The sequence below is a fragment of the Anaeromyxobacter sp. SG66 genome (genome assembly GCF_022690805.1).
Lineage (GTDB): Bacteria > Myxococcota > Myxococcia > Myxococcales > Anaeromyxobacteraceae > Anaeromyxobacter > Anaeromyxobacter soli.
The window spans coordinates 151687-173653 of the sequence record NZ_JALCZC010000001.1; the positions used below are offsets into that span (position 1 = coordinate 151687).

Here is a 21967-nt window from a genome sequence, read left to right on the forward strand (position 1 = left end):
TCTCTCACAGGCTCCCCACGAGCTTCTCGAGCTTGTCGAGCTCGTAGCTCTTCTGGAGGTACTCGGCGTAGGCCCTGCGCGCGCCCTCGATGAGCGTGTCATACAGGACGATGCGACTCCCCTTGGACACAGCCTCCATCGACGCCTTGACCCGGTCTGGGTTGTTGACCTCGTCGATCGGTTGTCCGATTACGAAGACGACCTCGATGTTCGGTGAGTCTTCGCCCTTCGCCTTCAGGATCTTCTTGATTTTGTCGACGTAGGTCGAGCCCTGCTCCTGCAACTCGAGGAGCTTCATCTTGCGGCCGACCTTCTTCAGCTCGACGACGACGTGCTTGCCAGCCGTCGTCTGGTACTTGATGTCGACGCGCCCGAGCTTCTCCTTCTCCGTGAGATCATTCACGACGCCTGCGTCGTCGAGGAGCTGGCTCTCCATGACCTCCGTCCCGGTGGCCCGATCCCACGCCGGGTCGAGCAGCCACAGGTGTTTGAACAGGTACTGCTGAAGGACACGCTCCTTCGCGTCCTCGTCGACGATCTTCTGAAATGCGCGGATGGCTTCGAGGCGCGACTTCACGATGTCGCGATAGAGCGAGGCTTCGAGCGCATCACGGTCAGCCAGAAGACGGAAGAGTAGTTCGATGTTGTCGACCGCCTGCTGCGCGAACTCCTCCGTCGAGCCGCGCAGCTTCATGCGCTCGAACGCGAAGATGCCGTGTTTGTAGAGCAGCTTACGGTCTTCCTCCTCCTCGACCGGCAACGAACTCAGCTTCGCGATCAGCGTCTCGGCGCTCTTGCGATGGCCCTCTTCGAGTTGATCGAGCCACTCCGTGAGCGCCGGGGACTGCTCCTTGGCCCTCTGCAGCTCGTGCTTCTTTCGCCACTCGTTCCAGCGCTTTTCTACGTCGCTGAGCGTGTCCTTCAAGAAGGCGATGAGGGCGAGGTAGCGATGGTCGTCCTCCTGGACACGCTGCCGGTCGCTCGTCGCGATATCTGGCTCGTCATCGACGTCGAGGAAGTCGGCCTCGATCTGCCCGGTGAGGTACTTCGTGTAATGCCGACCGTCGTTGATGCGGTCGAGCACGTTCTCGTGAATGAGTCGTCCGCGCGCGAAGAGGACGATGCCGTTCAGGTTCCCCAGGTCTTTGCCACCGTCGAGATCCTTCGGCTTGGCGGCGGTGCCAATCCACCCGCGGATCGCCCACGTTGGCTTCCATTCGGCGATTCGCTCGTCGAGTTCTTCCCGCTCGAGCACGTTGGCGATCTCCGCCGGCACCGAGCCGTCGTTCTTGAACGTCCACAAGAACTGGGCCTTGTCGAGGTCTCCACGGTCTGCCGCCGTGATGGGCGCGTCGTCGATCGTGATCTTGAAGCCGCGCGACTCTCCGATGACGGAGAAGCGGCGTGCGAGCCGCTTGCGGAGGGCCTCGACTCCTGTCCCGAGGCGCTGGCGTTTGATGTCGCGCAGCACGATGCGCGTGCCCTTCGTGACCTTCAGCTCGGCGTCGGGGAGCGGGACCGGGTGGTAGGGCTTCTTCTCGGCAACGGCCTGCTTGATGCCGTCGACGCGCATCGTGAACCCCGCAGCGTTCTCGCCGTCCTGTGCCGACTGTACTTCGATGACCTCGGCGATCGAGAACAGCGAGAGCTTTCCGAGCCCCTTGCGTCCCATCACCGGGCGCTTCTTCGCCGTGAGCTTCCCGTGCTCGTCGTCGGGGTCGTCGCGACGACGGTAGCCGACGCGAAGGTACTTGCCGTTGAGGTCGTCGATGGACATGCCGATGCCATCGTCCACGATCTCGATCCACTCCTGCTTCGTCGGATCGACGCGGATGGTGACGTTCTCGGCGTCGGCGTCCCACGCGTTCGCCACGGTTTCCGTAAGCACGGCGGCGATGTTGCTGTACAGGTTGATGCCGAGATGCTCGAGGACGTTGAGGTCCACAGTCATCTCGAACGTGGTAGTCGGGATACCTGCCAGAGCGAGTTGTTGGGTCATGGTGTCCGCACGATCTCTGCGTTCTCGACCTCGTGCTCGGTGATCGCCCACGCGCCGTTCTTGAATGCGATGGTTCCCCGAAGCTGTACTCGGATCTCCGGCCCGACTCGCGGGTCTTCAACCGGCCCGCTCGTGTAGTGTGCCACCGCGGTGAACTTGAGCTGAGCAAATGCGTTGTCGACACGCTCGATAGACGGCACTTCAACGTCATGCACGCGCCATCCGCTCACCTTCGTCTCCGCCACGAGACGGCGAAGTGAGGCGTCGGAAGCGATGAGCTCGTCACCAAGTCTTCCGACCGAGTCGTTCATGATCTCATCGAGCTCGATCTGCGCAGCAGCGGTGACGTCCTCGAGATCCTCTGGTCGAATGTCATCGAGAACCAATGCCGCCATCCAGCCGTGCAATGGCCCCACCGCTCGTTCGATGAACGAAGCAGTCTGGTAGATGAGCACGCGCTGACCGGCGACCCGGTGCGCTTCTTCCAGCAGCTCGAGTCGTGGCCCGACCGCCTTCCCCTGAGCGCGCTCCCACCAGTCCTCCTTCCGCTCGGAGGTCACGAGGATCACGGGCTTGGCGCTGCTCTTGGCCTGCTGGAGAACCTGATGCCAGACGAGGTAGTCGCCATGCACGTTGCCGCCGTCCTTCTTCGCGTCCTCGTAGCCCGGCGGTACCTTCTCCTTGATGCGGCGCTCGGCGTCCTTGTGGAGGTCGGCGAGTTCGTCACCGGCGGGAGGACCGCCGACGCATCCGTCGAAGAGCGCGAGAACGTCATCGAGGACCGCATCGGTCGACGCCCCGTTGGCATCGCGCGTCCGTAGCTCTTCAATCGAGGCTCTTGCCGAACGAATCGCCGCGTCGACATCGGCCTTCAACTTCTGTCCAACCTCGCGAGGCAGCGGACGTCGACCACGCAGATCGTCGGTGGCCTTCTTGAGCGCCGACTCCAAGGTGTTCACGTCTCCAACGGCTTCGGCCAACTCCTTGGCGACCGCGGCAGCGGCACGCGCGCGGTTCCGAACGAACTCCAAAGCCGCTTGGTGGGAGAGCCAGAGACGGCCTTCGAAGCCGCGCAACGCTTGGATGAGCGCGCCCCGTGTTTCCGGGTGGTACCGGTACAAGTCGAGAAGGACGTTCGCGTCGACGGTGAGCGTGGCCTCCTTCCAGATGGCCTCGATCTCATCCTCGGCCAACGGCAGCAGATGCCCGAACAGCGTCTTCATCGGGGCCTCCGCGAGATGGCTCTTTTCGCAGGAGCGCCGGCCTTGGTCTTGGAAGTCTTCGGCTCGGCTTCGGGCCCATCGACGAGGGCGAGCGCGCCCTGACCGGCCGAGGCGGTCTTTGCCCGGCCCTTCGCCGCACGCGGCTTCGCGGCCGGTGCCACCCCCTGTTCTTCCTCGTACCGCTGTCGATTCAGCTCGCCGAGGCGACGGAGCACTTCGAGACGCGCGGGCTCGCTGATCGTGAAGCGTACGCGATCGTTTTCGGCGAGGTACGCGACCCCGTGGAAGCCGTGTTCCAGGTCAAGGCCCTCCCAGTCGTAGAGTCGCGCTACGGCTGCATCGATCTCGCGGAGCTGCTCCCGCAGGCGCTGCATGCGAGGATCGAGGTCGGCGGGATCGTGGAAGCGGTTGTACAGCTTCGTGAGGCCAAGCTTCTCGTCGCGCATGATGTCACGGCGCGCGATCAGATAAGCCTCACCGAGTCCGTTGAGCGTCTCGAGCCGATTTGGAAATGGAAAGGTTTCAATCGCGTCAGACGGCGCAAATCGCAGGTCCGTCTTCAGCCGCGAGGATTGCTGCCACACCCATGCCTGGCCGATCGATGAGTTGAGGAGCGCCGCGAGAGCCTGAGGCTGAGGATGGGCAAAGACAACGCAGGCTTCGCTGAAGATCGCATCATTGAGGACCATAGAGGGAGCGAAGTGCTTACCCACCCTCGAAGAGACGAGCACCCGCGACAGGGGCCTCGCTTTTGCGTTCCAGTCATCGGGGTGCTGTTCGAAGTGATGTCCGCGATTGGTCGCGTGGTACAGGCCTGGCCGCTTATCACCGTATTGCCACCATCGTTCTGGTAGCGGCTTCCTGAGAACGAATGCTCCATTCTCGTCGCGACGCTGACGTTCGGGGCGGACCCGCTCGTCAATCCACGCCCAAGGCCTCCTGTAAGCGCGGGATCTCTCTTCGGACCAGTCCCAGAAGCTAATCACCCACCGACTGGGACGCTGCTCCGGGCTCGAGTTGAGGTCTTCGCCGTTCATGTACGGAAGAACGACTTCGGCGTTCTTCGCGTCCGCGTCGAGCATTTGCTTCGCATCATTCGCCGTGAGGACGAAGCCCATGCCGACGACCACCGACCCTTGAAAGGCGCTGCGCTCGTTGGCCTTGAGTCGCTGGGGACTCCAGTCTTCGCGATCCGAGAGGTACGCCGAGACGAACGCGACAGGGCGACCGTGAAGAGAGCGCGGGCCGTGCCACGTTCCCTTGTGAGCATGGACGCGACTCGTGACGACAGCGGCACGGCCGGGCCACGGCTCATTGGGGTAGGCGGAATAGATCGTGGCGCCGGCACCAACCATCGCTTCGAGCCCTACTTGGCGTGTGTCGCCCTCGGCGATCGTGTTCACCGCAAGCAGCCCGAGTCCACCGCCGTCGCACAGCAGGCTCCACGCCCGGAGAAAGAAGTACGCTACGAGGTCGGCTGAGCCGCGCCGCCCTTCGGCGATGTGAGCCACGAGCCAGTTGCGATAGGCGTCGCCCGTCACCCCAGTGATACGCTTGCCGCCCAGGAACGGCGGGTTGCCGAGGAAGGCATGGAAGCCCGGCGAGGGACCTTGGAAGACATCGGGGAACTCCAGCGGCCAATGGAAGGGGCGGCGCGCTCCACCGCTCGGCGAGTCTTTCGCGAGGTCCTTGGCCGTGCGCTTCGCCAACGTATCGGTCGGGCGTTCCTCGCCCTTCACGACGCGGTCAGCATCAGCTGCCAGCGCAGTAATCCGCGTCTCGATGTCCCCGCCGTCAGCCGCGAAGATCGCGCCGACGAAGGCGTCGGCGAGCAGCTCGGCGGCTTCTAGCCTCTTGCGCGCATCGGCGTCGAGCGTGGCCATCGCCTCGACGTCGCGGATGTCGCGGATGGGGATCTCGCGCAGCTTGCGCCGTAGCTCGACCGCCTCGGCCACGGCTCGCTCGATGGCCTTGCCGAACAGCCGCCCTTGCCGTGTGGCCGACGGATCGAGCGACAGCTGCGTGAGCTGCTCGAGGCGGCTGATACCGAGCAGGCTGTCGCCGCGCCGGAGGTTGTGGTCGAGAAAGCCGAAGGGGCGACCTTTCGATAGCGTCACGAGCCACAGCGAAAGCTTCGCCAGCTCGACGGCGAGCGCGTTCAGGTCGACACCGTAGAGACACCGCTCGGCCACGATGCGGCGCGCGTATTCGGCGCGCTCCTCGACGCCGGGCGCCATCTTCTCAATGGTGGTGCGCGCCTCGTGGATCCGCCCCGTGAGGTCGACGACGCGGCCCGCTGCCTCTTCGATCGCCCACGCCTCGACGAGGCGCGCGCTCAGGAATCGGCACGCCTGGACGAGGAACGCGCCGGAACCCATCGCGGGATCGCAAACCTTCAGGTCGAGGAGCTGCTCTGGCGTCTTCAGCTTCCACTCGGCACGCGGGGCGCCTTGGGCGGGACCGATGTAGACCAGCGGTGTGAGCGTCTCCTCGACGATGCGCTCGGTGAGACTCTTTGGCGTGTAGTGTGTGCCGGTTTCGCGCCGGTCAGCGCCGAGCACGACGACGAACGCTCCCTTCGGATGGACCAGCGGGTAGCCCCACGGGTCGGTGCGCAGCAGCCGGACGTAGGGCTCGAGCCGGTCCCGGAGCTTCACGTCGCCGCGACACGCGGAGAGCAAGTGTGCGCTCAGCTGGGGCTCGACATCGGCGGCCAGAGCGTTCCTGATGGCCGACTCGGAGCGCTTCGAGCGCTCGACGAGCAGGCGCGTGACGGTTGCTGGTCCCTCGCGGCGCGCCGACTCCAGCTCGCCCAAGGTGACCCGGGCGTCCTTGGCCTGTGCGCCGGCTTCGAGTTCGAGCGTCACGTCTTCGACGCGCGAGACGGTGCGTTCGAGCAGGCCTTCGTAGACGTGCCCGATCTGTTCGACATCGAGCGCGCGATACGAGAGCGTGCGCCCCTCGAAGGTCTGGATGGCTTCCAGGAGCAGCAGCACCGTGCGGTCGTCGATGGGCAGGGGCTCGGCGCGATGCTGCCGCCATGACGTGCCCTTCAGGCGTCCCTCGAGGAACGGGAATCGGTCGGGATCGAAGAGCGAGCCGCCCATCGCAGGCAGGCGCAGCGTCGGGTGCTCGATGCCGCCGAAGACGGCGCGGAAGACGGCCAGGAGCCGTGACCAAGCCGAGCGCCGACGCTCGAGGATCTCGTCACTCTCGGCGCGGAGCTGCATGCGCAGCGTCGAGACCGCGTAGAAGGAGTCGTAGCGGGGCTCGCCCAGGAGCAACAGCCCGCGCTCCTCGGCGGCGAGGAGGAACACGAGGCGCATCATCACGGTGAGCCCGGCCTCGTACAACTCCTGGGGCTTCACGTCGCGGAGTAGTTCGCGGTTGCGATCTTGGTCGGCGCGGTCGAGCGCCTGCACCAGCACCTCGATGGCGCGCCGGACCTGATCGCCGAGCGCGTCCGTGACCTCGTCCTGGTGCTTCGTCGAGCGTTCGAAGAGCGCCGGAAGCCGGTCCTGCTCGGGCGCGAAGAAGCGCCGCACGCCGAGCACCGACGCGAACGCGCGCAGCGTGGCCGGCTCCTGCCCCCAAAGGCGCGCGTACCAGCTCGCGAAGGTCGCCACCTGGCCCGTCGGCGCGTGGACCAGCATCCAGCGCTCGCCGTTCGTCACGACGCCGAAGGGCTTGTTCAATGAGCGCAGGTACAGCGCCATGCGGTCGCCCGGCGAGCACGAGAGCCCGCCAAACTTCATCGACGCCGAGAGGTCGGTGTCGGGCGGGAAAACATGGATGGGCGCGATGGGTGCGCCGCCGTGGGTCGGGTCGACGAAGACGAGCTCGGGCGTGATGATTGTGTCGTGTTCCGGCAGCTGGACGACCGACGCCGGCACGTCCTTGCCCGCCTTCAGCAACTGGTCGTCGGCGTCGAGCGCGGTGCGCAGCACCTCGTCGATCCACGCCTCATGCAGCTTGTCGAGGTCGGGGTCGTCGGCGTCGACCGCGTCGCGCCACTCCTCGTAGGCGCCGCGCAGACGCTTCGCGCGCGAGGTGTCGAGTTCTTCGAGCCCTTGCGGGAACACCTCGCTGAGCACGGGCACTGCGAGGAACGGGCCCAAAACCTCGAGCAGGTTCAGCCACTCGTGCTTGGCGCTCACGACTTCCTCCGGCCAACGAGCGACTCAGGCACAAAGAGGATCACCGAAACGGGGAACGTGTGATCGACGAGGCCGGCGTGGCGCTCTTCGATGGCGAGGCGCTCGCGGTCGCGCTCCTCCGGGATGCGCCGCAGACGCGTCTCGAGGGCGAGCCGATCGCGCCGGAGCTGGGTGCGCTCGTCCTCGGAGAAGAGCGAGAGCTGCTCCGGGTCATCCTTGTTCAACTCGGCCTCGACGCTCTTCGCGAGGTCGTCGAGGATTTGGGTCACGTCCTCGATTTCGCGCTGCTTGCGCGACTCGAGAGTGTTGCCCAGGACCTTCAGGCGGTCCTTCGACCGCGACGAAACCGCGCTCAGGACAGCGTCGGTGTGCTTCCGGAATCGCGTGCGCAGGGCGTCGAACAGCGAATCGGCGATCGTCCCGGGCACAGAGGAGTCGAGCCAGTCGCGCAGCTTCGTGATGCCGTCCTCGCGCTTGAAGCCCCCTTCGCGCAGGTAGCCACCCGCCTCCGTCAGCTCCTCGTGGAGACGATGGTGGTTGCCGCCGGTGATGACGAGCCGCGACACGACCACGACGGCGGGACCATCGACCTTCGCGTCGGGCAGCGTGCGCACCGCGACGCGGTTCAGCTTCTTCACGTCGTCGCGTGCCCACACCTCGGCACGCAACAGCCGAAGACTCATCTGCACGAGCGGATGGTTCAGATGGATGAGCACCACATCGTCGCGCCCCTTGGCGACCTCGTGGTCGAAGGTGATGGGGCGGATGCGCTTGGTGTACGGGTGCTCGAGCCCGTCGAGGCACCGTGACCACGAGCCCGCGAAAGCGGGCATCTGGAAGACGCGGGCGTCGGGCAGGTCGGACAGCCTCGCGGGCGCGAGGTCGGGCTTGTCGGTGAGCGCGAGGGCGACGCGCACCACGCGCTCGACATGGTCGGGCGTGAGGTGCTGCTCGCTGCGCGTCGTCTTGAGCCTCTCGTGCAGTTTGGCGATGCGTTCGCGCAGCTCGCGTTCGGCCTTCACATAGCGGCGGGCACGCTCGATGCGCTTCTCGGCGAGGGCGGTGTCGAGCTCGCGGCGGCGGCCTTCGAGCAGCGCCGGCAACTGCGGGGCGATGACCGGGTTCACGCTGCCCATGTCGGCGCGCATCGCGTCGAGCTTGCGGAGGGCGCGCAGGATGTCGTCGCCGTGGCCGCCGCTCGCGTCGACGGGGTGCCAGATCACAACCTCGCTCTGCTTCTGCCCGTGGCGGTCGACGCGGCCGTTCCGCTGCTCCATCACGTTCGGGTTGTAGGGGATCTCGACGTGAACGAGCAGGTTGCAGTGGTTCTGCAAGTCGATGCCTTCCGACGCCGCGTCGGTGGCGAGAAGGATGCGAACCGGCGACTCGCGCAGGTCGGCCTGGAACGCCGCCTTGATGCCCTCGCGTTCCTTCGGGTCCATGCCGCCGAAGAGTAGCGCGAGGCGTTCTCCGCCGAAGTCGTGACTGGCCAGGATCTCGTGCAACCACTTCTGTGTCGCGCGGTACTCGGTGAACAGGATGACACGCGCATTCGACCATGTGCCCTTCGGGCGGACGGTCTCCTCGAGCCAGCGGATGAGCGCCTCCGCCTTCGAGTCGGGCCTGTGGCTCGCCTGTTCGGCCCACGAGTGCAAGCGGCCGAGGTACTTCTTTTCGTCGGCCGACAACGGGCGAAGGCGACGGCTCGCCTGTTCGATGGCCTCGGCCTCTGCGGACTCGCGCGTCTCATCGTCGGCGTAGTCCTCTTCGGTCTTGGCGATCGCGCGCCGGAGGATCCGGTCGTCGAGCCCGGAGCTGCGGCGCGCCTCGCTTTTGCCCTCGAGAGTGGCCATGTGGCGGGCGAGCGTCGACGCAAATGCGGCGGGCGACGACGACAGGCGCTTGCGCAGGAGCTGGTGGACGAAGTGCGATGCAGCGCCGTCGCGCTCGTCCTGCATCTCGCGGCTCGCGATGTACCGTTCGAGGAGCTGCCGAGCCTCGCTCTCCTCGGCGGTGTATACGACGTTCAGCGCTTCGAGGCGCCGCTCCGGGTAGAGCTTCTTGCCCTCTGCGTCGACGAGGTCGCTCTTGAGGCGACGCACCATCACGCGCGCGAGCTGATCCTCGGGCGGAAGGATGTTGCGCGAGAAGCGCTGGTCGTCGAGCAACTCGAGGAGCGCAGTGAACGACTCGGTGTAGCCGTCGTGCGGCGTCGCCGTGAGGAAGAGCTTGTGCTGGAAGTGCGGCGCGAGGAGTCGCACGAGCCGGGTGCGCAGGCTCTCGACGGCGTACTTGCCAACCGTGGGCGCGACGTTGTGGGCCTCGTCGACGACGAGCATGTCGAAGCGGCGCGGGAACGTCGGCTGCGGCGGGAGCACGTCGCGCAGGAGTCGAATGCCCTCGCCTTGCTTCGCCCAGTCGATGGAGGCGATGAGCCTCGGGAACGAGGTCCACGGATTGGCGTGAAGCCCGAGCTCTCGGCGCGAGCGCTTCACCGACTCGGTGTCGACGATGCGAAACTCCAGGCCGAACTTCTCGGCCATCTCGCTACGCCACTTCTCCTGAAGCGATGACGGGCACAGCACGAGGATCGTCCGCGCACGGTGGCGCAGGAGCATCTCCTGGATGACGAGGCCGGCCTCGATGGTCTTGCCAAGGCCGACGTCGTCGGCGATCAGCAGGTTCGTGCGCGCCATGTCGATCGCGCGCACGAGCGGGTCGAGTTGATAGTCCTCGATGCTCACGCCGCTGCGGAACGGAGCCTGGAGGTACCCTCGGTCGGCGTTCGTCGCGGCGCCCCAGCGGACGGCGTCCAAGAACGCCTCGAGCTTCGATGGCTCGTCGAGCCCGTCCACCGACGGCAGCCCGGCTCGTTCGATCACGTGTGCGCCGGGCTCGAGCTCCCAGAGGACCTCGATTTCCTCGCCGAGCGCATCCTCGTCGATCGATGCGAGCTTCACGAGGTTCCGCTTCGGCAGCTCGGGCGACACCGACGAAGCGTCGACATCGGAGACGATCCACTGCCGCCGCCGGACTTCCACGAGCTGGCCGGGTTCGGGGGCGGTCGCCGTCAGAACCGTCGCCTCGGATGCACGTCCGTTGGTCATGTGCCTCTCTTCGCGTTGCGCGCGCGGACGAGCCCCGCGATACGCGATGCTGCCTCGCTCGGCGTCTCGTGAGCCCAGACCCGCACGACCCGCCAGCCCGCGGCGCCAAGCCGCGCGTCGGTATCCCGGTCACGGTCCTGGTTCGCGACGATCTTCGTACGCCAGAATTCTGCGTTCTGCTTGGGCCACGTCGCGTGCGAAGGACAGCCGTGCCAGAAGCAGCCGTCCACGAACACGGCGACGCGGGAACCGATGAATGCCACGTCCGCGACCCTGCGCGGCTTCGTCAGGAGGGGGACGTGGACGCGGTAGCGGAGCCCCAACGCGCGGAGCTCATGCCGAAGCGCGGACTCGGCAGAAGTGTCCTTCTGCCGGACCCGCTGCATGCGGCGACTCACTTCAGGAGAGGACGGCGCTGCTCGCCTGCTTGCGGCCATTCCGCCCTCCGTGGTCGTTCGCTGACGGGGGGGAGTGGCCGACGTGCTTCTTCACATGCTCGATGATGCTTTCGCCGATCACGCGCCCGAGTTCGACCGGTACCGCGTTGCCGATGAGGCGACCAAGCACCTTGAACTGGATCCGCTCGCCGCCAGGGACGAAAGCGTAGTCCCGCGGGAAGCCCTGAAGGATGGCGCCCTCTCGGAGCGAAAGCCCACGCGCTTGCGAGGGATGGCCGAACCGACCGCTCCCGAAGCCGAAGAACTGCGTCGTCAGCGTGGGCGCCGGCTCGTTCCACTTCATGCGACCATAGACGCCCGGATACGACTTCCCCGTCCTCTTGCGGTGGCACTTGGCGACGAGATCGTCTGGCCAGTCGCGCCACGTTCCGCCGGGCTTCGAGGCCTGGATACGCTCGTAGTTCAGAGGCGAGAGACGCGACGCCGTATGTAGTGGGTCGTCGTCATCGCTGGCACCGTGCCGAAGAACGGGTAGCCCCTTCAACACGTCCTCGACCGTTCTGGCTTCCGATGCATCGGGCTCGCGGAGCTTGATTTCGCCATGGCGCGACGCGAGGAGCACGGTGCGACGTCGGCGCTGCGGTAGACCGTACTTGGCGCAATCGATGACGCGGTGCCAGACGACATACCCCTGGCTCTCCAGCGTCGCGACAAACTCGTGGAACACGGTGTGCTTCTTCACCGTGGGAACGTTCTCCATCGTGACGATGTCGGGCTCGACCTCTTTGACGAGCCGCGCGAAGTGGTTGAGGAGGCTCCACCTCTCGGTCCCGACGGTCTCGTAACGCTGTGAGTAGCTGGAGAAGGGTTGGCACGGAGCGCAACCCGCGAGCACCCGGACGCGCGCATCGCCGAACCACTCCTCGATGTCCGACGCCTCGAGCTTCGCTACGTCGGACGCGTGGAACGCGACTCCCTCGTGGTTCGACGTGTACGGATACCTGCATGCCTCGTCGGAATCGACGCCCGCCACGACGCGCACGCCGGCGTTCATGAGCCCGTGGGTCAGACCACCGGCACCACAGAATAGGTCCACGCACGCGACATCCTGCGCGGGCTCGCCGGGTCCACTCACGTCAGGTGTCCGGATTCTGGTGGCCATCTCCCCCTGCACCTCGCTCGGCGCCCCGCCGCCTCTAGAGGCAAGCGGGCCGACATGGCAGACCGCTTCTCGAGCGCTCCACCGGTCCCGCGGTGCCCCGTTGGGCCCTCACGGTACCGCACCGATCCGACAGCCGGGCATGGACTACGCGGCAGGAGCGTTCGGTTTATCGTTTGTCATATCGCACGGTTACGTGATCACGCCTGAGCACCTCGTCGAGCGCCGAGTCTAACCCTTTTGCCCGCAGCTGGGCGAACAGAGTGGCCCGCCGGGCGAGGCGCCTGCGAGAGGCGCCGACCACTAGATTGCGCTACCGGTACGAGCGCGTCGGGGCTCTTACCGCTCGCGCACGACCAGCGGCAAGTTCGCCGCGTTCACCGGCGACGCCACTGCCCTCACCGACGTCAGCGTCCCCGTCATCGTCTCCTGCACGCACGCCCCCGTGGCATCGACATGCGAGTTGACGGTGACTGGGCTCCTCGCGGTGTCGAGCACGAACGAGCCCGCGCAGGTCCCGAGGGGCCCAGCTCCGCGTTGGCAGAGCGGCGCCTGGAACGGCACCGGCTCCGGGCCCGTGTTCACCCACGCCGTGCCCGTGCAGTTCGAGGTCTCGAAGAAGAACGTCGAGCCCTGCGGGAACGCGAAGCTGATCGCCCCGTTCCCGCTGTCGATCGTCCACACGATACCTTCCCTGAAGAAGGCGACCGTCCCCGCGACCTGGTCGAAACCGACGAGTGGCCCCATCACGTTGGGCGGCGCGCCGCCGGGGGGCGAGTCCGTCACGACGAGCGCCGGCCCCGCGGCGCCCGAGGGTCCGGTGGCGCCCGTTGCTCCCTGCGGCCCTGTCGGACCCGTGGAGCCGGTGGGTCCTGCGGGGCCGGGATCTCCCTTGGGCCCCTCCGTGCATGCGGAGAGGACGACGACGGCGAGGAGGGCCGTGAGAGGGGCGCGCATGTTGGCCATGGTCCTCAGTGGGCGATGCTTCGTCCGACCTCGATTCTACTCGCCTGGACGGACGGCTCGCCAAAGGGCCTCGTCCCATCGGCCACTAGCCCCTGCGACGACACGGAGAGCGCTCCGGCCAGGTTGTCGGCGCCGCCCGCGAGGTAGCGGATGTGCCGGTACGCCCACCAGTGCCGATAGCTGTTGGTGATCGTGATCGGCACCGCGCAGATGAGGCAGCCCAGCGAGTAGTAGCCGCACCGGCCGCAGTCGCGGACCAGCGTGAACGTCTGGTACGTGCACGAGAGCCGCGAGGGGTCGGTGTCCATCCAGTGGTCCCACTCCCACGTCTCGAACCGCGCAGCGGGCGAGCTCGGGTTCAGCGTACCGAACGCCAGCGGGATAGTTCGCCCACCCAGGCCCGCTGGGCGCGTCACGTACACGTGCACGCGGCCCGGCGCTGTCGCGGTCGCGGCCGGCACGACGAGCTGTCCACCGAGGCTCGTCGCCGGCGTCGCGTCCCACGGGCCGCCTGGCGCGAACGCCCGCAGCTCCGGCGCCGCCGCGGCCTGCTGTGTGCCGACGATGTCGGCCGGCGCCGACGCCCACGGGCTCGTCGAGCCGGAAACTCCTGGCTTCGTGTCGCAGCTGTACTGCGTGGTCGAGCCCGGGAAGTGGACCGGATACTTCGCGTCCTGATCCGCGGCGGTCCCGCCACACGGGAAGGTCGGGATCCCGTTGCAGGTCGCCGCCCAGTCGGTGATCCCGGCGAACGACATGCCGTCCGCGTTGTAGGCGAGCCCTGGCATGCGGAGCATCTCGCCCCTCCACGTCTCGGTGGCGTTCCACGCACCGCCGTCGAGCCGGACTTCGGCGAGCACCGGCACGGGCCACGGGTTCGTGATGACGTACTTCACGAGGCGCACGCGGCGGTCCGGCAGGAAGCCCGTGGCCGCGGGATCGAAGAGGGCGGCGTAGCGCGCCGCGCTCGCGGGATACATGAACGTGCTCTTCGGATCGCCTGCCTGCGGGTACGCCAGGTCCTCGGCCACGGCGAGCGCCGGGCCGACCACGTGGAAGGTGTACGTCCCCCCATCCACCTCGGGCGCCGCATTGCCCGCCGCATCGCGGAAGGACAGCGTGACGGCGACCGACGCGGTCCCCGTCACGTCCGCCAGGTCGGGCACCGTCTCCGTCGCGAGCGGCAGGACGAAGTACAGGAAGCTCGGCGTCGACGTCGGGCTCGGGAGGAGTGCACCGGACCGGGCGGGATACGAGCAGCCCGCGCACTCGAGCCGTACGGAGTAGGTGGCCTCGACCATCGGTGATTCGATCGTCGGGTCGTGGTGCACGGCGAACCGCAGGACGGGGATGTTCGGCGTGTTCGCGCCCTCGAGCTCCGCCACGTCGAGCGAACCACCCGCCGACAGCCTCGTGGCCATCTTGAAGATCTCGCCGTTCGTCGAGATCGCCTCCTTGAACTTCGCCTCGAAGTTGGGCCTGGCCGGTACCTCCGCCGTACCATCCGAGTTCGTGGCCACGGTGACGAGCTTCTCGGGAATGTAGGAGAGGAACGCCGCGTCATGGAGGACGGCCGGCGGCGCCGTGTCGAGCAGGATGTCGAGCGTGAACTGGTGCGGCTCGGTCGCGCCCAGGCCGGTGTTCGCGGCCTGGGCAAGGTCCTCCGCCCAGATCGTCACGATGTTGTGCCCGGGTACGAGCTCGACGGGGACGTTCCAGCCGCCGTCGACGGTTGTTCCCGTGAACCGCGTGCCGCCCGCCTGGGCGAAGACGCCCTTCACGCCGGTCGCGTCCGTCGCCGAAAGAGCCAGAATGAGCGTCTGCTGGTTCGTGAACGCCGGCGCGCTCGCGATGAACGAGAGCACGGGCGGGGAGCGGTCCACCGGGTCGAACGTCCCTGGCGACGGTGGGCCGCCGAAGAGGTCCGAGGCATCCGTCGTGAGCGCCTCGTAGACCTTCGCGCTCACGAGATCCGCCTGGCCGATCCCGCTCCTGTTCGCCGCGCTGTTCCGGATCCAGGTGTCGAGCGCCAGCGCGAGCGGCACGCGGAGGGTCTGCTCGTCGAGCGCGACGGGCGGGTTGCCCGGCGTCGCGAGCAGCAAGCCTCCGACCCCGCGCCCATCGAAGCGCCCGTCCGCGTCGAGGTCGTCCTGCAGGAGCTGCGCGAGCGTGACGGCGGTGATCGCGTTCGAGCTCGCGCCATAGCCGGCCCTCGCCGCGACGTCGTGAGCGAGCTGGTTCAGGGCGATGTCGAGCAGCGCGGCGTAGGTGGAGTCCACGAGCGTCTGCGGCCCGGCCGCGAGCGGCGCGGGCACCGTGCTGCGGAGCGCGGACGGGCTCCACGCGGCCGCGTCCTTCGTCACGTGCGCCACGAACAGCGGGTCTCGCGCGCCCAGCGCGGCGGTGATCGTGCTGGGCGTCCGCTGCGCCGGGTGCCGGCCTCGAGCCCACGCGAGCGCTGCGCGATCGGCGAGCGTCGTGAGGAGCGTCACCGGAACGACCGGCGCGACCGTCGAGAAGCGCGGCACGTATGACGAGAGGGAGAACGTGGCCGGGATCTGGATGACCGCCGCAGAGGAACCGCTCTCCGCCGCGACCGTCGGGTCCGCGTAGAACAGCGCCGGCCCGCTGGCCACGATCTGGACCGGCCCGGAGTAGCTGCGCGACGCGAGCGTGATCGTGGCCGCCCCCGTCGAATCGGTCGGACCGGCCGAACCGAGCACGCCGCCCCCGCCGACGGTCTCGTCCTTCAGACCCGTCACGTCCGAGATCGCGTACACCGTCACGACCGCCCCCGCGACGGGGGCGCCCGCGCTGACGCGTACCTCGATCCGTTCAGGAAGCGGGCTCGTGGTGACCTGCGTTCCGCCACCACAGGCAGTGAAGCCGCCGATCGCTACGACGGCGTTGAACGCCACGAAGAAGCTCCGAGACCTCGGACTCATGGCCCCCTCCTTCGCGGTTGCCCGCGGAAGCCCGCTCGCCCGGTCTGCGCCCTTCCTGCTCATCGAATGCTCGCACCCTTTCGCGCGGAGTGCGGCTCCCCGAGCAGGTCGTGTCGGATGAGGTCTTTGAGCGCGCGGAGCGCCTCGACCGGGGCGGGTGGCAGAGACACCTGGCACCCGCCGCGCGCGTTGTGCTCCGCGATGGCGCGGCGGGTCGCGTTCAGCGCCTCGGCGAGCGCGTTGTACCCCTCGCGGAGCTGACGAGCCTTGGCGCCATCGAGGCGGGCGGAGGCGCTTCTGCGCTGTTCTGCCGCTGCGACGGCGCGCCCGTCGCGAATGAACCCGGCGAGTACGCCGGCGGCCTCGTCGAACGAGAGGACCCGGACGCGGAACGAGCTCGTCCCCTGCGCGCCGAGCCAGTCCTTCGTCGCCTTCTCGACGCGCCGCTTCCGCTCCGACGAGTGGACCAGGAACACGAGGACCGGGAAGAGCCCGTCGGGAAACGCGCGCGCGTAGTACGTCGTCGCGCCGGCGCCCGCCATCGCCGTGAAGAAGTGCGCGTAGCGCTGCAGCTTGTTGAGCACGGCGCCGTGGGACCCCGGGTTCGCGGTCGCGATGCTGTGCGCTCCGGTCTCCGCCTCGAGGAAGAGCCGGCGCTGGTGGCCGGGCACCTCGAGGATGGCGTCCGGCTTCAGCACGGCCGGCGCTGTCGCGCCGGTGTGCCGGTGGAACATCTCGAACTCGAGCACGCCGTCGTCCTCGCACAGCCATCGGAACGGCAGCTCTGAGACCGGCGCCACCGGAGACCGGCGGAGCGCGACGGCGAGCTCGACGAGGACGTCGTTCAGGAGGAGCGTGTGCTCGAGGAACTGGTGGCCCACGTCCTTCTGCGCCGGCGGCCGCAGGTACGCGACGCTCTCCTCGGCGATGGCTCGCCCCGCCGACGCGAGCGCCCAGACCGGCACCGCCGTCCCCTCGGCGCGCCTGAACTCGAGGCGACGAAGGTACGCGCCATCGCCGGGCCGGCTCCCGGCGGCGCAGAGCTTCGCGAGGCGCCGGTAGACGAGCTTCCGGTTCGGGCTCTCGACGACGAGCCGGTGGACGTGCTCGGCGGACACGTAGCGGGCCACGCCCACGTACGCGAGCAACGCGCGATCGCGCTCGGTGAGGATGGTCCCTCTCACCTGGGCCACGACTCGCCTCCGGCCGATCGCCCTCGGCCGCGCGCCAGGTCGGCGCGGAGCGCCACGATGTAGAGCTCCAGGCGGCGGGCGATGCGCTGCTCGAAGAGCGCTCGCGGGAGGCCCGCAGGCGCGGCGGCGACGAACGGCCGAAGATCCCGCACGATGAGGAGCTTCTGCTCGACCGAGATCGCCTTCGTCGGCGCCTTCGCGGTCCGGGACGCAATGGCGCGCTCGAGGAGCCACTCCGTGAGCGGGGCCGCGGCGTCGATCGCGACCTCCAGCGCCCTGAGCCCGTGCGCCCGCAGGAACGAGTCCGGGTCGGCGGCGGCCGCCCCGGGCAGGCGCGCGATCCGCGTCGAGAGGCCCGCCTTGAGGAGCGCAGGGGCGACCTGCGCCGGGGCGTCCAGCCCGGGGGCGTCGGTGTCGAAGAGGAGCACCAGCTCCTCGGCGCCCGACCGCTGGAGGAGCGAGAGCTGGTGTTCCGTCACCGCGGTACCGCCAGCGGCGATCGTCTCGTGCCGCCCGGCCTGGGCGAGCGCGATCGCGTCCAGGTACCCTTCGACCAGGATGGCGCGCCGGCTGCTCCGGATGGCGGCTGCCGCCTCCGTGAGGCCGAAGAGCAGGTGGCCCTTCCTAAAGAGCGGCGTCTCCGGGCCGTTCAGGTACTTCGGGGCCTGCGCCCCGTCGCCCGTCGCGGGAATGATGCGGCCCGCGAACCCGACGGCGCGCCGCCGGCCGTCGAGAAACGGGAACATGACCCGGCCCCGGAACCGATCGTGCGCGAGCGGCCCCTTCGACGTGCTCTCCCGGAGGAGCCCCGCCCGCAGCAGATCGTCCTCGGGGATACCCTGCGCGACGAGCGCGGAGTGGAGGTCGTGCCACTCCCGCGCCGCGTAGCCGAGGCGGAACCGCTTCGCGGTGGGCTCGTCCACGCCTCGCGACGCGAGATACTTCCGCGCCGGCTCACCCTCGGGACCCCACAGTCGGCGCGTCCAGTGCGCCAGTGCAGCCTCGCAGGCCCGCACGATCGCGCCCGTGGCCGGTGCGGCCACGCCGCGCGGCGCGTCGCCCTCGACGGCGACTCCCGCCTCGGCCGCGAGCTCGCGGACGACGGTCTTGAAGTCCTTCCCCTCGAACCGCTGCAGGAACTCGAACGCGTCACCCCGTGCGCCGCACCCGAAGCACTTGAAGCGCCTCGAGTCCGGGTACACGCGAAAGCTCGGCGTCTTGTCCGCGTGGAAGGGACAGCTCGCCGAGAACGAGTTCCCCGTCTTCCGCAGCTCGAGCCTGCGCCCGATCACCTCGACAGGGTCGATTCGCGAGCGCAGCTCCTCGATGACGGCCCCGGGGATCACGACTGCGCTCCCGCCGTGCCGATCGCGGCGCTCCGCGGAGGCGGAACGAGGTCGGGCTCGCGGCAGTACCACCGCCTCGGGAACCGGAGCACGCCGTCCGCCGCTGCCACGACCACGCGTCCGGTCCGGCGACCACCGTGGATCTCGTGATCCTCCAGCGTCACGAGGACCCCGCGCGAGCGATCGAGGTACGTGCCTCCGACCTTCAGGATCCTCTGCTTCGACTCCGTCTGCTTTCGCGCTGCGCTCATGCCGACCTCCGATCCTCCTCGCGCGCGCCATGCGCGGCGCGCCCGATGAACCGCTCGTACAGGTGGAGCCCGGCGACCGTCGCCTCCGGGCGGGACACCAGCGGGTAGGCCGCCCGAAGCGGCGGGAGCTGCCCGTAGCAGACCGGGTGGAGCGTCGAGTCCGTGTAGAGGAAGCCCTGCCCGCAGCTGGCGAGGTTCTTGATGCGGTTCGGGTGGAGCTTGTAGGACTCGACGAGCCGAGTGGACGCCTCACGCGTCGCGAGCGAGGTGAAGAGCGGGCCAGCCTCGACACGGACCGTCTTCACGACCTCCTGGTGCGTCCCGATGCTCTTCGCGACCATCTCACAGAGCGCCGGGTTGTCCTGATTCAGCACGTCCTTGATGCGCGTGTTGTCCCAGACCGAGTTCGCGAACTCGCGGCTCACGAGCTCGAGGTCCGCGAGCGACTGGTGTGCGACGGTGAACTGGAGGTTCGCGTCGCGGAGCTGGTTCAGCGAGTCGACGAAAGAGAGGTCCGCGAACCGGCCGAACTCGTCCACCACGACGCTGAACGGTCGCTGGTTCCGGGTCGCCCGGAAGACCTGCCGCAAGCTCCCCTCCTGCTGAACGTCCATCAGGAAGACCTTCCCGAGCGACGGCGCCTGGATCTTGAAGAGGTTCGACGGGAGCTGGACGTAGACGATGAGGTTCTGCTCGAGGACGTCGCGCATCACGATGTCCGGTGCGTAGGCGTTCACGAGCGGCGCCTGGAACTTGTCGACCGCGCCGACGAGGCCCGAGAGCGCCTTGTGGATCTCGTGCCCGAGCCGGTCGATCTGCGAGACGACCTCGCGTGCGGCCTCCTGGTCGCGGGAGCGCGCGAGGCAGTGGTCCAGGGCGCCGCGCCAGGCGGGGTTCTTGTTCCCGACGCCCTTCAGGCAGACCGCGAGGTCGCGCATCGTGAAGGGCTGGCCGAACCCGCGTGCGTCCACCATCCCGTGCAGCAGGCGGCACAGATTGGTGAACATGATCTGCGCCTGCGTGTTGTAGTAGCGGTTGTCGCCGAGCGGCAGGACCGAGAACACGCGCTCCGCGACCGCAACCGGATCGCCTCCGCCGCTCTCCGGCGTGCACGGCTCGACCCAGACCATGTTGTACGTGTGGCTCGGGAGAGCCGGCTGGTTCCACGCCGGGAGCGCGAAGACGCGGAGGTCGGCCTCGCGCCCGGCGACCTGCGCGATGCCCTTGATCGTGGCGACCTCCTCGTCGCTCCCCTTCCCCGAGATCACGACGCAGCCCTTGCCGTCGAGGACGTCCTGCAGGACCTGCGGCCAGAGGACGCTCTCGGTCTTGCCCGAGCCCGTCTTGCCGAGGACGTGGCGGTGGGTCGTGCGCTGGCGCTCGGAGAGGTAGACGGGCTTCCAGCGCCAGCCGAGCGCTGTCCGCCGCGGGGATAGGCCGACGAAGGTGTGGCCAGCCGGCCGGCGTCGGATCTCCGCGAGGACGTCCACGGCGCGCGCGGGGAACCGTTGGTCGTCGGCGCGGAAGTGCGTGCCGGCGATTCGTGCGATCACGTGGTTTCGCCACACGAGGAGGCCGGTCCGGTACGCGAGCAGGACCCCGGCCACCCCCGCAACGCCCAGGAGCAGCGCGGTGGTCTCGTGCGCGAGCACCCAGGAGCGGAGCGGCAGCCATCGACCCTCCGCCTCGGCCAACAGCTCGCGCACGAATGGCACCGGGACCTCGACGCCGTCGCGCTGCCAGCGAAGCGCCAGTTCCGCGCCCACCGTGAGCGTGATGACCGCGACCGCCACGCGTGCGGGAACCGAGACGGAGGGGGCATTCGGCTGCTGCATCGAGACTCCGGAGCGGGGTGCTGTCGTCTAGCGTTCTATTTCGCTTACGTTTGACAGTCAACCGGCTTTCCACGATCGCACCCAACGAGGCGCCGCCCATGCCGTGAGTGGCCGGAGTCTCCAGCAGCGACCTCGAGGGCAGGGCTGAGGGGCTCAGGGGTCCGAACCGCCGGCCGCACCTGCTGCCGGCGCGATGGGCGCGAGCGCGCCGGCCCTTTGATGGCGAACGCTGTGGCGACCTGAATGGGCGCGCAAAGCCGATCGCGATATCGCGCCCGAGGACTACAGCATCCACTCGGCAGTAGGCGCGATCCTCTCGGCAGGCTCCGCACCCGCCTGGAATCCGCGCCGGCGAAGCCGTGCCTCGGCGGCGAACACGTGATCGGGCCCCGGGGCAGCAGCGAGACGGCGAAGCTCAGCTTCCTGCTCGGGCGTCGGGACCAATTCGAAGACGTCGAACACGAGGATCTCGCGCGTCTCCAGCTCCGCGCTCCAGCGAACGGGGCGCTCGTCTCGCTTCACATATCGGAACTGCGCGTGAGGGAATACCTCACGAGAGAGGAGCCCGGGCTCAACAAGCTCCTCGAAGAACTCGCGCCACGGGTTGCACTCGCGATCGCGGCTCTCGTCGAACCACCTCAGAAACTTTGCGACGTTCTTCCCGGGAACCCTGATCCGTAGATCGCTCCGGCTATCTTCGTCGACGGGGAAGCACTGATCGGTCGTGACGCCGAGATCCTCCAGCTTGCTCTTTGCGTGGGGCAGGTACTTGTACACGCCGCCGACGGGCTGGAACTGGTCCCGGATACGGTGGCCACGAACGAGCAGGTGCTTCCCGTCGATCTCAATCCTGATGAGGTACGCGGCGGAGATCCGCACGGACTTCGTCCTGAACGGCCCAGCGCACACCGCCGCGTTCCAGAGCCGCGTGCGGTTCTGCCACGCCGCCGTCGTGAGCGCCCCAGCAACGAACCAGAGGGCGTCGGCGCCCCTCTCGACCGCCATCTGGATGAACTGGTCCTTCGTCACGTCGACCTCGCGCCCTTCGTCTTGGGGAGACCGTGCGAGACTCCTCCTCCGAGCCACTTCCCTGTCGCACGCCACACTTCGTAGTTCGCAAGCCACGTGAGCAGCCAAGGGACAATGGTGCGGGAGATCGCCTTCCCGGCGTGCCATTCGTTGCCCCAGGGCCTGAACAGGCACGGATGCCCCTCTGCCCCGCCTTCCCACGGATATACGTGCGGGACCGGCTCGTCGGGGCGCTCGGGTCGACGCGCCAGTGCGGGCGAGTGAACAAACGCCTCGGGTGCATCACCAACGCGGTACGTGATGCTCACCTTGAAGACGGTGGATATCGGAGTTGGCTGCAACTCCCCCATCGCCTTCAG

Annotated in this window: 13 protein-coding genes; all 13 read right to left on the reverse strand. The window is 68.1% G+C overall.

Features of this window, described 5'->3' with window-relative positions; all coding sequences use genetic code 11:
* Positions 1-4: 4 nt before the first annotated feature.
* The 13 genes from MNZ39_RS00675 to MNZ39_RS00735 all read right to left on the reverse strand — a co-directional run bounded on the left by MNZ39_RS00675 (position 5) and on the right by MNZ39_RS00735 (position 21608).
* Positions 5-1945, reverse strand: a complete 1941-nt coding sequence (locus MNZ39_RS00675) for an ATP-binding protein (RefSeq protein ID WP_242333111.1) — start codon at positions 1943-1945, stop codon at positions 5-7.
* A 50-nt stretch (positions 1946-1995) separates the two neighbouring features.
* Positions 1996-3222, reverse strand: coding sequence for a PIN-like domain-containing protein (locus MNZ39_RS00680; protein WP_242333113.1), 1227 nt, complete (start codon positions 3220-3222; stop codon positions 1996-1998).
* Positions 3219-7379 carry a BREX-1 system adenine-specific DNA-methyltransferase PglX gene (locus MNZ39_RS00685; RefSeq protein WP_242333115.1) on the reverse strand — a complete coding sequence of 1387 codons (4161 nt, stop codon included), beginning with the start codon at positions 7377-7379 and terminating at the stop codon, positions 3219-3221. The genes MNZ39_RS00680 and MNZ39_RS00685 overlap by 4 nt, the downstream gene beginning before the upstream one ends.
* Positions 7376-10486 carry a DISARM system SNF2-like helicase DrmD gene (gene drmD / locus MNZ39_RS00690; protein ID WP_242333117.1) on the reverse strand — a complete coding sequence of 1037 codons (3111 nt, stop codon included), beginning with the start codon at positions 10484-10486 and terminating at the stop codon, positions 7376-7378. The genes MNZ39_RS00685 and drmD overlap by 4 nt, the downstream gene beginning before the upstream one ends.
* On the reverse strand, positions 10483-10923 hold the full coding sequence (locus MNZ39_RS00695; protein ID WP_255840658.1) for a very short patch repair endonuclease: 441 nt from the start codon (positions 10921-10923) through the stop codon (positions 10483-10485). Before MNZ39_RS00695 ends, drmD begins: the two co-directional genes overlap by 4 nt.
* Positions 10886-12046 (reverse strand): DNA cytosine methyltransferase, encoded by a 1161-nt coding sequence (locus MNZ39_RS00700; RefSeq protein WP_242333121.1) that lies wholly within the window; start codon positions 12044-12046, stop codon positions 10886-10888. The genes MNZ39_RS00695 and MNZ39_RS00700 overlap by 38 nt, the downstream gene beginning before the upstream one ends.
* A 336-nt stretch (positions 12047-12382) precedes the next feature.
* Entirely contained in the window at positions 12383-13000 is a 618-nt protein-coding gene (locus MNZ39_RS24650) for a hypothetical protein (protein ID WP_305037309.1), read from the reverse strand.
* 14 nt (positions 13001-13014) lie between these two features.
* Complete coding sequence (locus MNZ39_RS00710) at positions 13015-15954, reverse strand: hypothetical protein (RefSeq protein ID WP_242333123.1); 2940 nt, start codon at positions 15952-15954, stop codon at positions 13015-13017.
* Between the two features lie 59 nt (positions 15955-16013).
* Positions 16014-17147: a replication-relaxation family protein gene (locus MNZ39_RS00715; protein WP_242333124.1), complete on the reverse strand. Its 1134-nt coding sequence runs from the start codon at positions 17145-17147 to the stop codon at positions 16014-16016.
* Positions 17135-18493: a DNA primase gene (gene dnaG, locus MNZ39_RS00720; protein WP_242333126.1), complete on the reverse strand. Its 1359-nt coding sequence runs from the start codon at positions 18491-18493 to the stop codon at positions 17135-17137. The genes MNZ39_RS00715 and dnaG overlap by 13 nt, the downstream gene beginning before the upstream one ends.
* Positions 18490-18744 (reverse strand): hypothetical protein, encoded by a 255-nt coding sequence (locus MNZ39_RS00725; RefSeq protein WP_242333127.1) that lies wholly within the window; start codon positions 18742-18744, stop codon positions 18490-18492. Before MNZ39_RS00725 ends, dnaG begins: the two co-directional genes overlap by 4 nt.
* Entirely contained in the window at positions 18741-20579 is a 1839-nt protein-coding gene (locus MNZ39_RS00730; protein ID WP_242333130.1) for a type IV secretory system conjugative DNA transfer family protein, read from the reverse strand. The genes MNZ39_RS00725 and MNZ39_RS00730 overlap by 4 nt, the downstream gene beginning before the upstream one ends.
* Positions 20580-20861: 282 nt before the next feature.
* Complete coding sequence (locus MNZ39_RS00735) at positions 20862-21608, reverse strand: hypothetical protein (RefSeq protein WP_242333132.1); 747 nt, start codon at positions 21606-21608, stop codon at positions 20862-20864.
* Between the last annotated feature and the right edge of the window lie 359 nt (positions 21609-21967).

What these genes read in the sequence shown, in the direction of transcription:
- MNZ39_RS00680 (WP_242333113.1), bottom strand. Translation starts at nt 3,222, where the DNA reads ATGAAGACGCTGTTCGGGCATCTGCTGCCGTTGGCCGAGGATGAGATC.
- drmD (WP_242333117.1), bottom strand. Translation starts at nt 10,486, where the DNA reads ATGACCAACGGACGTGCATCCGAGGCGACGGTTCTGACGGCGACCGCC.
- MNZ39_RS00695 (WP_255840658.1), bottom strand. Translation starts at nt 10,923, where the DNA reads ATGGCCGCAAGCAGGCGAGCAGCGCCGTCCTCTCCTGAAGTGAGTCGC.
- MNZ39_RS00700 (WP_242333121.1), bottom strand. Translation starts at nt 12,046, where the DNA reads ATGGCCACCAGAATCCGGACACCTGACGTGAGTGGACCCGGCGAGCCC.
- MNZ39_RS24650 (WP_305037309.1), bottom strand. Translation starts at nt 13,000, where the DNA reads ATGCGCGCCCCTCTCACGGCCCTCCTCGCCGTCGTCGTCCTCTCCGCA.
- MNZ39_RS00710 (WP_242333123.1), bottom strand. Translation starts at nt 15,954, where the DNA reads ATGAGTCCGAGGTCTCGGAGCTTCTTCGTGGCGTTCAACGCCGTCGTA.
- MNZ39_RS00725 (WP_242333127.1), bottom strand. Translation starts at nt 18,744, where the DNA reads ATGAGCGCAGCGCGAAAGCAGACGGAGTCGAAGCAGAGGATCCTGAAG.
- MNZ39_RS00730 (WP_242333130.1), bottom strand. Translation starts at nt 20,579, where the DNA reads ATGCAGCAGCCGAATGCCCCCTCCGTCTCGGTTCCCGCACGCGTGGCG.